The organism is Streptomyces sp. SAT1, assembly GCF_001654495.1.
Taxonomy (GTDB): domain Bacteria; phylum Actinomycetota; class Actinomycetes; order Streptomycetales; family Streptomycetaceae; genus Streptomyces; species Streptomyces andamanensis.
Genome location: NZ_CP015849.1, coordinates 81427 through 94095 on the forward strand (window position 1 = coordinate 81427; position 12669 = coordinate 94095).

The 12669-nt window shown below is 72.9% G+C and carries 12 protein-coding genes; 5 read left to right on the forward strand and 7 right to left on the reverse strand.

The window, feature by feature from the left end:
• Positions 1 to 116 precede the first annotated feature (116 nt).
• The gene (locus A8713_RS00370; protein WP_064530842.1) at positions 117 to 2030 is read left to right on the forward strand and encodes a DUF2264 domain-containing protein; all 1914 of its coding nucleotides are present in this window, start codon (positions 117 to 119) and stop codon (positions 2028 to 2030) included.
• A gap of 120 nt (positions 2031 to 2150) precedes the next feature.
• Here A8713_RS00370 and A8713_RS00375 read toward each other — a convergent pair whose 3' ends face one another.
• The 6 genes from A8713_RS00375 to A8713_RS00400 form a co-directional block, all read right to left on the reverse strand.
• Positions 2151 to 2921 (reverse strand): class I SAM-dependent DNA methyltransferase, encoded by a 771-nt coding sequence (locus A8713_RS00375; RefSeq protein WP_064530843.1) that lies wholly within the window; start codon positions 2919 to 2921, stop codon positions 2151 to 2153.
• A 58-nt stretch (positions 2922 to 2979) separates the two neighbouring features.
• Entirely contained in the window at positions 2980 to 4824 is a 1845-nt protein-coding gene (locus A8713_RS00380) for an SIP domain-containing protein (RefSeq protein ID WP_064530844.1), read from the reverse strand.
• Between the two features lie 148 nt (positions 4825 to 4972).
• On the reverse strand, positions 4973 to 6019 hold the full coding sequence (locus A8713_RS00385) for an ABC transporter substrate-binding protein (protein ID WP_107440558.1): 1047 nt from the start codon (positions 6017 to 6019) through the stop codon (positions 4973 to 4975).
• Complete coding sequence (locus tag A8713_RS00390; RefSeq protein WP_064530845.1) at positions 6016 to 6849, reverse strand: ABC transporter ATP-binding protein; 834 nt, start codon at positions 6847 to 6849, stop codon at positions 6016 to 6018. Before A8713_RS00390 ends, A8713_RS00385 begins: the two co-directional genes overlap by 4 nt.
• Positions 6846 to 7925: a FecCD family ABC transporter permease gene (locus A8713_RS00395; RefSeq protein WP_079158775.1), complete on the reverse strand. Its 1080-nt coding sequence runs from the start codon at positions 7923 to 7925 to the stop codon at positions 6846 to 6848. The genes A8713_RS00390 and A8713_RS00395 overlap by 4 nt, the downstream gene beginning before the upstream one ends.
• Positions 7925 to 8971, reverse strand: a complete 1047-nt coding sequence (locus tag A8713_RS00400) for a FecCD family ABC transporter permease (protein ID WP_064530846.1) — start codon at positions 8969 to 8971, stop codon at positions 7925 to 7927. Before A8713_RS00400 ends, A8713_RS00395 begins: the two co-directional genes overlap by 1 nt.
• A gap of 102 nt (positions 8972 to 9073) precedes the next feature.
• Between A8713_RS00400 and A8713_RS00405 the strand changes: the two genes are divergently transcribed.
• Together A8713_RS00405 and A8713_RS00410 are read left to right on the forward strand one after the other, a co-directional pair.
• Positions 9074 to 9892 carry a helix-turn-helix transcriptional regulator gene (locus A8713_RS00405; RefSeq protein WP_107440559.1) on the forward strand — a complete coding sequence of 273 codons (819 nt, stop codon included), beginning with the start codon at positions 9074 to 9076 and terminating at the stop codon, positions 9890 to 9892.
• A gap of 303 nt (positions 9893 to 10195) precedes the next feature.
• Entirely contained in the window at positions 10196 to 10405 is a 210-nt protein-coding gene (locus tag A8713_RS00410) for an MbtH family protein (RefSeq protein ID WP_018566024.1), read from the forward strand.
• Between the two features lie 24 nt (positions 10406 to 10429).
• Here the strand turns inward: A8713_RS00410 and A8713_RS00415 are convergent, their stop codons facing one another.
• On the reverse strand, positions 10430 to 10933 hold the full coding sequence (locus A8713_RS00415; protein ID WP_064530847.1) for a GNAT family N-acetyltransferase: 504 nt from the start codon (positions 10931 to 10933) through the stop codon (positions 10430 to 10432).
• Between the two features lie 145 nt (positions 10934 to 11078).
• Between A8713_RS00415 and A8713_RS00420 the strand changes: the two genes are divergently transcribed.
• Together A8713_RS00420 and entS are read left to right on the forward strand one after the other, a co-directional pair.
• Positions 11079 to 11345 carry a phosphopantetheine-binding protein gene (locus tag A8713_RS00420; RefSeq protein ID WP_064530848.1) on the forward strand — a complete coding sequence of 89 codons (267 nt, stop codon included), beginning with the start codon at positions 11079 to 11081 and terminating at the stop codon, positions 11343 to 11345.
• Positions 11332 to 12654: an enterobactin transporter EntS gene (gene entS / locus A8713_RS00425; RefSeq protein ID WP_079158776.1), complete on the forward strand. Its 1323-nt coding sequence runs from the start codon at positions 11332 to 11334 to the stop codon at positions 12652 to 12654. Before A8713_RS00420 ends, entS begins: the two co-directional genes overlap by 14 nt.
• Positions 12655 to 12669: the final 15 nt, after the last annotated feature.

Sequence of the window (12669 nt, forward strand, 5' to 3'; positions counted from 1 at the left end):
CTCTGCCCCGCCGGCCCACGAGGCCCGGGGTGACGGGACCGGCCGGGCAGCCACCGGACCGCCGCCCCCGGTCACCCGTATCGCACACCGTCCGACGAAGGAGCCAGCGAACCGCCATGCCCGCCCCGCACTTCCCCCTCCCGCCCACCGACCGTGTCCGCTCGCCCCTGACCGGCTGGACGCGGGCGCACTGGGAGGCCCTGGCCGACCGGCAGCTCGCGGCCCTGCTGCCCTACGCCACTCCCGGTTTCGCGCAGTACCGGCTGCCGGGCCGGGCCAGTTGGTCAGGGGTCGTCTCGGACGGCCTCGAAGGGTTCGCTCGGACATTTCTGCTGGCCTCCTTCCGGATCGCGGGCGCGGGCGGCGAGGACGACCGCGAGGGCACTGATCCCACGGCCGTCTCCCATCTCATCGAAAGGTACACGCGGGGTCTGACAACGGGCACGGACCGTGACAGCGACGAGGCCTGGCCCGTGCTCACCGACTGCTCCCAGCAGATGGTGGAGGCCGCCTCGGTCGCGCTCGCCCTGCACGAGACCCGTCCCTGGATCTGGGACCGGCTCGACTCCCGGGTGCAGGAGCGGGTCGTCGACTGGTTCTCCGGCTTCGTCGGCGCCCGGACCTGGGACAACAACTGGCGTCTCTTCCAGGTGGTGTCGGAGCAGTTCCTCGCCTCGGTCGGCGCGCCGTACAGCCAGGAGGACATCGACGCCGGGCTCGACCGGATCGAGGACTGGTACGTCGGCGACGGCTGGTACACGGACGGCGACGGCCGCAACTTCGACTACTACATCGGCTGGGCGATGCACCTGTACCCGCTCCTGTGGGCCCGCATGGCGGGACCGGACGGGGACGGCGGGCGCGGCGCCGTCTACCGGGAGCGGCTGGCCCAGTTCCTCACCACCTACCCGCAGTTCTTCGGCGCGGACGGCGCGCCGGTGCACCAGGGCCGGTCCCTGACGTACCGCGTCGCGGCGACGGCGCCGGTCTGGCTGGGCGCGCTCGCCGACTGCACCCCGCTCGCCCCGGGCCTGACCCGGCGCCTCGCCTCGGGCGCGGCCCGGCACTTCGCCGAGCGGGGGGTGCCGGACGAGCGGGGGCTGCTGCCGCTGGGCTGGTACGGGACGTTCCTGCCCGCTACGCAGGCGTACTCGGGGCCAGCGTCGCCGTACTGGGCGAGCAAGGGGTTCCTCGGCCTGCTGCTGCCCGCCGACCATCCGGTGTGGACGGACCGTGAACTGCCGCTCCCCGTCGAGCAGTCCACGCAGTACACGGCTCTGCCCGCGCCGGGCTGGCTGCTGCACGGCACCCCGCACGACGGAGTCGTCCGCCTGGTCAACCACGGCAGCGACCACAACCCGCCGGACGGACCGGGGAGCGACGATCCCCACTACGCCAAGCTCGCCTATTCCACGGCCACCGCGCCGGAGTCGGCGCCGCACGCCTGGGCCCGCACGGTCGACAACCACATCGCGCTGCTCTCCGCCGACGGCATCCCCTCACGGCGCCGCCGCATCCTCCCGCTCGCCTGCGCGGGACGCCGGGCGTCGTCGCGTCACCTCACGCAACTCCCCGGTTCTGACGAGGAGTTCTCGATCGAGTCGACCAGTGTGCTGCACGGTCCGTGGGAGCTGCGCGTGCACCGGGTGCGGGCACCCGAGGGCGTGACGGTGCGCGAGGGAGGATACGCGGTCGCCGACGGTGCGCGTCCCCAGGTGGAGCGGGGGCCCGGCTGGGCGCTGGCCCGTACGGAGTCGGGGCTGACCAGCGCCGTGGCCGCGCTGTACGGCTGGGACGAGGACGCGGGCGTCGCGCGCGAGGCCGAGGCCAACGCCTGCGGTCCCCATTCGGCGACGCCGTACCTGCGCGCTGTGCGCCACCCGGGCGGGGAGAGCGTCCATGTGACCCTGGTGGTGCTGACCCGCGACGTCGTGCACCCCTGGGTCCTGCGCGAGTCGGTCCGGTGCGAGCGCGGGGACGACGGGCTGGTGACGGTCACGTTCCCGGACGGCGAGACGGTCACGGTCTGACGAGACGGTCACGGACTGAGGGGACGGTCACGGACTGACGAGACGGTCACGGACTGGGGGGACGGGACCGGCCGGTGCAGCAAGGGCAGTTGATGTCCGTGCGCGCGAACGCATCGGTGGCTACCGCGGCTCCGGGAGCCGGTACACGGAGACATGGGACCGTGACTCGGCGGTGAACTCGGCTCCCGTCCAGTCCGCGTACCGGGCTTCCCGTTCGAGACCGGTCAGTTGGGCCATGAGGTCGAGTTCGGCCGGCCAGATGTAGCGGTGCGGGCTGCGGGCCAGCCGCGCCTGCCTGGTCTCGTCGAAGCGGAAGTGGTGCGAGACGACCCGCTGCCGCAGGGTGTCGTAGGTGTCCAGGCCGATGTAGCCGGGCTCGGACTGCCAGACGGTGGCGGCCTGGCCCGGGGGGAGCTTGCGCAGCTCGGGCACCCACAGTTCGACCACGAACCGCCCGCCGGGTGCGAGGTGGCGGGCGGCGTTGCGGAAGCACTCGACCTGCTCGGCCTGGGTGAGCAGGTTGGAGATCGTGTTGTAGACGAGGTAGACGAGGGTGTGCTCCCCCGGTACGACGGTCGTCGCCATGTCACCGATGACCACCGGGATCGTCGCCTCGTCCGCCTTGGAGCGCAGCCGCTCCACCATCGGCCGTGACAGTTCGATGCCGGTGACCGGGACTCCCCGCTCCGCGAGCGGAACGGCCACGCGGCCGGTGCCGACGGCGAACTCGACCGCCGTCCCGTCCCCCGCGAGCCGGGCCAGGAACTCGACGGCCGGTCCCAGGACCTCCGGCGCGAACATGCCCGAACCGGGTGTGTCGTAGCTCTGCGCGGTGTCCTCGTCCCAGATCTCCGACAGCTCTGCCTGCTCTGCCTGCTCTGCCTGCTCCATGCCTCCCACGCTTGCCGCTGCCCTGCGCGGTGTCCAGCGAATATCAGCCGCCCCGGTGTCAGTCCCGCGCCGGGGTGATGACCCACAGGCGGTGGTCCCAGCCGATGTCCCGGCAGGTGCGCACCGTCAGACCCGCGCGCTCGGCGAGGCGGGCGACGTGTTCCGCGTCCCGGACGCCCGAGCCGAAGGCGCACTTGAGACGCAGATGGTGCACGACGGCGTCGATGTCGTCGGGGTCGGCCGGTGTCACCTGTTCCACCAGGACCAGTGTGCCGTCGGCGGCCAGTCCGGCACCGGCCTCGGTGAGGACCTGTACGGCGTCGTCGTCGGGCAGCCACTCCAGCTGCCGGCACATCAGCAGGGTCTCGGCGCCCTCGGGTACACCGGAGGCGCGCGGGACGAGTTCGACGCGCGGCAGCACATCGGTGTCGAGCAGTTCCTCACGCAGCACCCGCAGGGCGGAGGGCATGGCGACGATCCGGGCGCGCAGCCGGGGGAACGCCTTGGCGAGGGCGTTGACGACGGTGGCCGAACCGTGTCCGGTCGCGGTCAGCGCGGGCACCGAGGCCCAGTCGTGGGCGCCGACGACGCCGGGGGCGACCCAGCGGGCGTGGTCCTCGACGGCCGCGCGAGCGGTGCCGGCCAGGCGGGGATCGTCGGTCATCGCGCCGGCCAGGGTCCGGCCGTCGTGGGTGCGGTAGCCGGCCTCGCCGGTGCGCAGGGTGTGCAGGAGTCCGCTGAAGGAGGCGTCGAGCGCGGCCTGGGCGCCGCCCAGGTGGTACTCGTAGGCGGAGTGGTCGTCGTCGACGAGTTCCTCGCCGACCGGGGCCAGCCGGTAGCCGCCCTCTCCGTCGTCGGCGAGGACGTCGAGGGAGGCGAGATAGGCGAGCAGCGCGGTGAGCGTGGCGGGGTCGGCGCCGGTGCGGGCGGCCAGTCGGCGGGGGTCGCGGACGCCGGAGGCGACGAGTTCGAAGACGCCGAGGGTGACCGCGGCGCGGATGGCGTAGCCGGGGGCGAGGTCGGTCAGTTCGTGCAGCCGCTCGTGGGCGTCGTCCTCCTCGTCCTCCTCGGCCGCCGGGGTTCCGGCTGCGGTGGGTTCGGTGCGCCGCCAGTAGCCGGTGATGTCCAGTTGCTCGCGCGGTACTTGACGTTCCGTCACCAGATGGCGACGGATGCCCTTGAGGGTGACGGCCTCGCCCGCCACCCAGGCGAAGACGGTGCCGGGCAGCCACTCGGTGTCCCGGACCGCCTGCTCCAGCAGGCCGGTGGTGCCGGCGGGGGCGCCGTCGCGGGAGAGCCAGACGATGTCGGCGTCGGCGCGGGTGGGCAGTTCCTGGCGGTGGCTGTCCTCGCCGATCTCGACGAAGACCTTGGCACGGGTGCCTTCGGGCATCTCCGCGAGCCAGCGGCCGATGGCGGGCAGCGCGGTCTCGTCGCCGGCGACGAGCAGCCAGTCGGCGCCCTCGGGATGGCTGTGGGACATCTTGGGTCCGGCGATCCAGGCGCTCTCGCCGGGCTTGACGCGTTCGGCCCAGCCGGAGGCGATGCCGCCCTCGTGCCGCACGAAGTCGAAGTCGATCTCTCCGGCGTCGGGGTCGAAGCGCACCGGTGTGTAGTCCTTGGAGACCGGGCGGCCGTCGGCGGGCCAGTCCAGGCTGCTGACGTTCTGCCGGGGCAGCACGAGGCGCCCGTGCTCGTCGGTGAAGAAGAACTTGACGTGGTCGTCGAAGCCCTCGGTGCGCAGTTCGGGCAGGGTGAGGCCGTCGCGGGTGAAGGCGCGGAGCTGTTCTCCGCCGAGGGTGAGGCGGCGCATTCCCGGGGTGATGTTCTCGGCGCGCAGCACGGTCAGTTCCCTGAGCACGATGGGGAATGTGGCGACCGAACGGGGGCTGCGGGTGGGCATGCGGGCTCCTTCGTACCACGGGCGTTCCCGTGGGGGCGGGGTGTGGTGCGGCCGGTGGCGCGGCACCCGTCGGCGGCCGGGTCCCGGGCGGGTCCGGCCACCGGTGCGGGTGCGGTCGGGCGGACGGCGGTGGCGGTTGGCGGGGGTGCTACTTGCCGGCGACGGCGTCGGCCAGGATCGGCGTCAGCTTCTGGGCGACCCAGGGCGAGCTGAGCGCGTCGGGGTAGGCGACGGCGGAGGCGAGGGTGTTCTCGGAGGGTACGACGGCGTAGTGCTTGCCCTTGACCACCTTCAGGGACGCGAAGAGCTTGTTCTTCTCCAGTTCGGAGGCGGACACCAGTCCGTTGTCGCCGAACGGGTAGGTGATGAGCAGGACGTCGGCCTCCAGTTCGTCGAGGTTCTCCAGGCTGACGGCGTTCTTGTCGGCGCTGTACTTCTTGGCGTTGGGCGCCTTGGTCAGGCCGAGTCCCTCGAAGACGCCGGGGTCCTGGTCGGCGTAGGAGGCGTAGGTGATCTGCTCGGGGTGGACGACCGCGTAGGTGTACGTCTTGCCCTTGAACTCGGGGTGGGCCGCGGCCGCGTCGGTGAACGCCTTCTCGTTGGCGGCGATGATCTGTTCGGCCTTGTCGGTCATGCCGAGCGCCTTGGCGGCGATCTTCAGCCGGTCCTGCCAGGTGAGGGTGTCGGCGTCCTTCTTGTCGGCGTAGGTGACGACGGGGGCGATGGGCTTGAGCTTGGCGTAGTCGGTGTTCATCGCCCAGGTGTTGACGCCGAGGATGACGTCCGGGGCGGCTTCGGCGACGGCCTCGTAGTCGGTTCCGTCGGTGTCGTCGTACGTCTTGAGCTTGGACTTGCCGAGCTTGTCGATGGCCTGCTGCTTGTACTCGGGGACGGGGCCGCCGTCCTCGGCGTCCGGGGTGATCACCGGGACGATGCCGAGGGCGAGGGCGATGTCGGTGTCGCCGTCGGAGACGGTGGCGACCCGGACCGGCTTCTTGGCGACCTCGGTGGTGCCCCAGGCGTTGGTGAGCTTGACGGGGAACGCCGCGGAACCGGCCGCGGTGGCCGCGGGCTCGGAGCCGGTCTTGCCGTCCCCGGATCCCGAGCAGCCGGTGGCGAGGGCCAGGGCCGTGGCGACGGCGAGGAGGGTGCGTACGGCGCCGCGGCGGCCGGCCGCTCTGGTCAGGCGGTTCACGTTCTGTTCTCCTGGATGAGGTGGCGGCTGCCCAGCGGGAAGATCTGGGGCCGGTCGGTGCGGGGGTGGGGCACGACGACGCAGTCCAGGCCGAAGACCTCGGCCACGGTGCGTTCGTCGAGCACATCTGCCGGCGGGCCCTGGCGCACGATGCGTCCGTCGCGCATGGCGACGATCGTGTGCGCGTACAGGGCCGCCTGGTTGAGGTCGTGGGAGACGAGGACGATGGTCTTGCCCGTGCGTTCGTTCAGGTCGGCCAGCAGGTCCATCACCTCGATCTGGTGCGCGATGTCCAGATAGGTGGTGGGCTCGTCGAGCAGCAGGGTCGGGGTGTCCTGGGCCAGGGCGAGGGCGATCCACACGCGCTGACGCTGGCCGCCGGAGAGGGCGTCGACCGGGCGGTCGATCAGCTCGGCGGTGCCGGTGGCCGCCAGCGCCTCGGCGATCAGCAGGTCGTCGGCCTCGGTGCGGCGCTGCCCGAACCGGCGGTGCGGGTGGCGGCCCCGCCACACCAGGTCGCCGACGGTGATGGACTCGGGTGCGATCGGGGACTGCGGCAGGATGCCGAGCCGGCGGGCCACTTCCCGGGTGCGCAGGGAGTGGATGTCGGCGCCGTCGAGCAGCACCGAGCCCTGGCTGACGGGCAGCAGCCGGGCGACGGACTTCAACAGGGTGGACTTGCCGCAGGCGTTGGGGCCGACGAGGGCGGTGACGCGTCCGGTCTCGACGGTGAGCGACAGTTCCTCGATGACGGGGGCGTCGCCGTATCCGGCGGTGATGCCGCGCGCCTGGAGCGTGTGCGGCCCGGTGGTGAGGGGCTGTTCGTTCACGAGACGGCTCCGTGCCTGCGCCGAAGGATCAGCCAGACGAAGTAGGGCGCGCCGAGCAGCGCGGTGAGGACCCCGGTGGGCACCGGGCTGATCAGGGGCGCGTTCTGGGCGAGGACGTCGGCGCCGACGACGAGGACCGCGCCGACCAGCGGGGCGAGGGCGAGGGCGCGTTCGCCGCCGACCAGCCGGCCCGCGATGGGGCCACTGATCAGCGACACGAAGCCGATGGGTCCGACGACGCTGGTGGCCAGGGCCGCGGCGGCGGCGCCGACCAGCAGGGCGGCGGCGCGGGCCGGCCGGACCCGGGTGCCGAGACCGGTGGCGAGCTGGTCGCCGAGTGCCATGCCGGACAGCGGCCGGTACAGCAGGGCGGTGCAGACCAGGCAGCCGGCGAGGCCGAGGGCGAGGGTGCGCACGCCCTGCCAGTCGGCGCCGTTGGTGCTGCCGATCAGCCAGCGCATCACCACGGCGAGGTCGTTCTGGTCGGCGATGGTGAAGAGGTAGTTGGTGTAGGCGGTGCACACGGCGCTCAGTCCGATGCCGACCAGGACCAGCCGGTAGGTGTCCACGCCGCCCCGGTGGCTGAGCGCGTACACGGCGCCGAGCAGGGTGAAGGCCCCGGCCAGCGCGGCGAGTGGCGGGCCGGAGGTGAAGGCGGCGGGAGCGAGCAGCAGCACGGTGGCGGCGCCCGCGCCGGCGCCGGCCGAGATGCCGACGATGTCCGGGGTGGCCAGCGGGTTGCGGACGATCCGCTGGTAGAGGGCGCCGGCGAGCCCGAACAGGGCGCCGGACAGCAGGGCGGCCAGGGCGCGGGGCATGCGCAGCTGGAAGATGAGGTAGTCGGCGAGTCCGGTGCGCAGGCCGAGGGCGGCGGGCAGGACGTCGGCGGCGGCGATGTGGGCGACCCCGCCGAGCAGGACGGAGGCGGTGGTGAAGCCGAGCAGGAACACGGCGAGCACGGCGGTGACCACGGCGGTCCTGCGGTTGTGCGCGCGGCGCCGGGCGCGCAGCCGGGCGGCGGTGGCCCGTGGGGAGACGGTGGGTGCGGACGGTATGTCGCGGATCGCGGTCGCCATCACACCCGTACCAGGTTGCGGCGGCGGGCGAGCCATACGAAGAAGGGGGTGCCGACGGCGGCGGTCATGACGCCGACCTGGATCTCGCCGTGGTCGATGACGAGCCGTCCCGCGGTGTCGGCGCCGGTGAGCAGGACGGCGCCGAGGGCCATGGACAGCGGGAGCGACCAGCGGTGGTCGGGCCCGGCGAGCATGCGGGCGCAGTGCGGGGCGACGAGGCCGACGAAGGCGACGGGGCCGGTGGCGGCGGTGGCGGCGGCGCACAGCAGGACGGCCACGGCCGCGGCGGCGAGGCGGGCGCGTTCGACGGGGACGCCGAGTCCGCGGGCGGTCTCGTCGCCGAGGCTGAGGACGTTGAGGGTGCGGCCGAGGGGCAGGGCGAGCAGCAGTCCGGCGGCGGCGAACGGCAGCACGTCGTCCAGCACGGCGGCGCGGCCGGTGAGTTGGCCGACCGACCAGAACCGCAGATGGGCGTAGGCGGCGTCGTCGCGCACGACCATCAGTGTGATCAGTGAGGACATCACGGCGGCCAGGGCGACCCCGGCCAGGATCAGGCCGATGGTGGAGCTGCCGGTGTTGGTGCGGGTGCCGATGAGGTAGACCAGTACGGCGCTGAGCGCGGCGCCGGTCAGTGCCATCCAGAAGTAGCCCTGGAGGTCGGTGACCCCGAGGTAGAGGATGCCGACGACGACGGCCAGGGCCGCGCCCTGCTCGATGCCGAGGAGGCCGGGTTCGGACAGCGGGTTCATGGTCAGGGCCTGCATGATGAGTCCGGAGGCGCCCAGTGCCGCGCCGACCAGCAGCCCGAGGAAGGTCCGCGGAATGCGCTCGGTCCACAGCACATGGGAGTTGTACAGGTCGCCGTTCGGGTGGAGCAGGATGTGCACGATGTCGAGCGGGGAGATGTGGCGTGAGCCCAGTCCGATGCTCGCGATCAGGGTCGCCGCGACCGCGACCGCCGCCAGCACCATGCAGGCGGCGCCCCGGGAGAAGCGGGTCCTGGCCGGTGGTGGCGACGTCGCCACCGGCGGGGACGTGGTTGTCATGATTTCTTCCGCTCCTCACGAGTCGTACGGCAAGTTAGGTTACCCTTACCTTGCCTGGCGTCGATACAACGCAGAGGCACAGGCCTCGAAACCAGGGGTCGCATGTCCGGCCCCGCACACCTGGGGGATCTCGTGACACAGAGCGCGGTTCGGACGGAGTCGGCGGAGCACACGGACACGGGGGCGTCGGCGCACGGAACGCCGGAGCACACGGACGACTCGTGCGTCACGACGGAGGGGCACCCCGTGCACGTGCACGACTTCCACCAGTTCCTGTACGTGCCGCTGGGCCGGATCGTGGTGACGGTGCGGGACGCGGACCATGTGCTGTCTCCGGCGGTGGGCCTGTGGATACCGGCGGGCGTGCCGCACAGCGCGCGCTTCGACCCCGACTCACTGGTGGTCAGCGAGAGCTTCGAGGCCGAGCGCTACCGGCTGCCCTGCACACGTGCGTCGGTCGTGCCCGTCGGAGAGGCCAGAAGGCGGCTGCTGCTGGCCCGTATGCGCAGTTCGGGGGCGACACCCGAGGACACCGCGCTCTTCGCCGAACTGGCGGGCGACGAGCGGCGGCTGCCCCTGCCACGGCCCGTGAGCACGGCGGCCCGCGCGGTGGCCGTGGCACTGCTGCGCGACCCGGGCGACCAGCGGACGGCGACGGAGTGGGCCGAGGCGCTGTACACCAGCTCGACCAGTCTGCGCAGGGCGTTCCGGGTGGAGACCGGACTGTCCTTCTCGGAGTGGCGCACCCGGGCGCGACTCAACCGCTCCCTGGCTCTGCTGGCCGAGGGGCACCAGGTGGGAGCCGTGGCGGCCCGGGTCGGCTTCGTCAGCGCGAACGGCTTCATCCTGGCGTTCCGGCGCCACTTCGACCGGACCCCGGGCGCCTACGTCCGGGAGCGGACGGCGCCCGTCGTCGGATAGCGTCCGCACACCACGGCGTGCGCCGCCGTACGGCGGCGTGCCCTCGATCTCCCGGGGCCCGGCCAGAAGTTGAGCGCGCAACAGCTCCTTCGGGGCGCATGTCACACGGCCGGGGCGGGGCTTGACACCTCCCCGAACTTGGGAAATGTTAGGCCAGCCTTACCTAAGTAAGAATCTTGTGCGCGATCTGTGCGCGACCCGGTGGAGACCGCCGATGCCGCCGTGCCGGGCCGGACAGAGCCGGCCCGGCCGCACCTTCCCTCCCGCACACACGACACCCCCATCCCCACGAGGAGATCCCCCATGGCCGCCACCAACCCCTTCGAGGACGACGACGCCCGCTACCTGGTCCTGGTCAACGACGAGAACCAGCACTCGCTGTGGCCGGCCTTCGCCGAGGTTCCCGCGGGCTGGACCGTGGTCCACGGCGAGGACTCCCGGCAGGAGTGCCTCTCCTACGTGGACGAGCACTGGACCGACATGCGCCCGGCGAGCCTGGCCGGGCGGTCCTGAGGCGGACCGCCCCGCCCCGCCGGGTCAGAGCCGCAGGCTCAGCACGCTCGACCCCGGGCGGGGATCGAGGCCGGCCGGCCAGGCCGCGGTGGCGGGGTCCACCACGGTGAAGCCGTGCCGCAGGAAGAGGGCGGCCCCGCCGCTGGTCGCGGTGAAGACCGTGCCGACCGAGCGGGCCGCCGCCTCGGCGAGCAGCGTTGCCAGCAGGGCCGTACCCACACCCCGGCCCTGACTGGCCGCCGCCACACAGAAGTTGTAGACGACCGCGGTACGGGCCGCCGCGCCCTGGCCGCATCCGAGCCCCACACATCCCTCGACACCGCCCGCGGCGGACTCGGCGATCAGGAAGTCGCCCGTGTCGCGTGCGTACTCGGTCGCGGACCGCGCGCGCAGCTCTCCCGTACGGGCGAACGCGCGCGAGAGGCGGTACAGGGCGGCCACGTCGCCGGGTCCGGCCGCGCGCACCACCACCGGGTGCGGGGGACGGAGCGCGGTCGGCGCGGGACGGAGCGCGGGGGGAGGAGTCACCGTGTCATCGGCTCTTTCACTCGGGGGTTTCGCCGGCACCGGCCGCAACCGGGGCGGGAACGGACCGACTTGACCGGGCCAAGAATAGATTGTTAGGTAAGCCTTACCTAACCAGAACTCAGCACTGATCAGGAGAGGAAGCACCATGACCGACACTTCCGGGCCGCAGTCCTTCACCCTCGACCGCCTCCGCGACGACCTCGCCGAGCTCCTCTACGTCGAGGCCGAGGAGGTGGCCGTCGACGAGAACGTGTTCGACCAGGGCCTGGACTCCGTCCGGATGATGACGCTCGTGGAGGGCTGGCGTGCGCAGGGCGCCGAGGTCGGCTTCGCCGAGCTCGCCCAGCGCCCGACCCTCACCGACTGGGCCACGCTCCTCGCCCCCGCAGGAGCGCCCCGTGCGGGTGCGTGACCTCCTGGTCGACGTCGAACCCCTGCGCACCAGCAGGGACTTCCGGGCCATCTTCGTCGCCCGGGTGGTGTCCCTGTTCGGCCTGGGCATGGCGACCGTCGCCCTGTCCGCGCAGGTGTACGACCTCACCGAGTCGACCTTCAGCGTCGCCGTCGCCAGCATGGTCATGAGCGTGACGGTGCTGCTGGGCTCGCTGTGGGGCGGCTGGATGGCCGACCGCACGGACCGCAGGAGGCTCATCCTGCGGGCACGCGCGGCCGCCGCGGCGGCCTTCGCGGGCCTCGCGGTCAACGCGTTCCTGGCCGACCCCAGCCTGTGGGGGATCTACGGCTGTGTCGCCCTGGACGGGCTGGCCACCGGAGTGAGTGTCACCGCCCTGATGGCGGTGGCGCCCACCCTGGTCCGCCCGGACCAGCTCCCGGCGGCCGGCGCGCTGATCTCCCTCACCGGCGAGATCGGCTCCATCTGCGCCCCGCTCCTCGGCGGTGTGCTGCTCGCCGCCGGGGGTCCCGGGCCGGTGTTCACGTTCACCGCCGTCACCACCGCCGTGACCGCCCTGCTCATCCTGCGCGTACGCCCCCTGCCGCCGGTGGCGGACGAGGACGGCGACGAGGACGGCGAGGACGGCGGCTCCCCCCTCGTGGCCTTCCGGTTCGCGCTGCGCAACCGCGTGGTGGGGGCGCTGCTGGGCCTGGGCGGGATCACCGTGCTGTTCAACCTTCCGGTGGTGCTCTTCCCGGCGCTGGTCGCCACCCGCTTCGGGGGCGGCGACGTGATCCTCGGTCTGCTCTACACCGCCCCGGCCGTGGGCGCCGTCCTGGTCTCCGCCACCAGCGGCTGGGTCACCCGGCACGGGCGGCCCGGACGGCTGCTGCTCACCGCCGCGCTCACCGGCGGCCTCGCCACCATCGGCTTCGGCCTGAGCCACAGCGTCTGGACCGCCGTCCTCATGCTGGCCGTCGGCGGCGCCGCCGGAACGGTGTACGAGATCCTCGAGTACGCCCTGGTCCAGCACCACACCCCGGACCGGCTGCGCGGACGCGTGGTGAGCGTCGTCACCGCGCAGGGCACCACCGGCAACGTGCTCGGGGACGTCGAAGTCGCCCTGGTGGCACGCTGGTTCAACCCGGCCGGTGCCGCCGTCGTCAACGGCGCGGTGTGCGCCGTGGCCGCGGTGCTGGCCGCCGTCCTGGTCCCGGGACTGCGCCGGGCCACCCTCCCCCGCGACGAGGACGAGGCCGAGGCGGACGCCGTCGAAGGCCCGTCCGGCACCGGATCCGGCCGGGACGCCCCGACCGTCGTCGGCTGAGCCCCTCGACCGCCG

Bases quoted from the DNA above. Each gene is read 5' to 3' on its own strand.
- A8713_RS00370 (WP_064530842.1), top strand. From the start codon at position 117: ATGCCCGCCCCGCACTTCCCCCTCCCGCCCACCGACCGTGTCCGCTCG.
- A8713_RS00375 (WP_064530843.1), bottom strand. From the start codon at position 2,921: ATGGAGCAGGCAGAGCAGGCAGAGCAGGCAGAGCTGTCGGAGATCTGG.
- A8713_RS00380 (WP_064530844.1), bottom strand. From the start codon at position 4,824: ATGCCCACCCGCAGCCCCCGTTCGGTCGCCACATTCCCCATCGTGCTC.
- A8713_RS00395 (WP_079158775.1), bottom strand. From the start codon at position 7,925: ATGGCGACCGCGATCCGCGACATACCGTCCGCACCCACCGTCTCCCCA.
- A8713_RS00400 (WP_064530846.1), bottom strand. From the start codon at position 8,971: ATGACAACCACGTCCCCGCCGGTGGCGACGTCGCCACCACCGGCCAGG.
- A8713_RS00405 (WP_107440559.1), top strand. From the start codon at position 9,074: ATGTCCGGCCCCGCACACCTGGGGGATCTCGTGACACAGAGCGCGGTT.
- A8713_RS00410 (WP_018566024.1), top strand. From the start codon at position 10,196: ATGGCCGCCACCAACCCCTTCGAGGACGACGACGCCCGCTACCTGGTC.
- A8713_RS00420 (WP_064530848.1), top strand. From the start codon at position 11,079: ATGACCGACACTTCCGGGCCGCAGTCCTTCACCCTCGACCGCCTCCGC.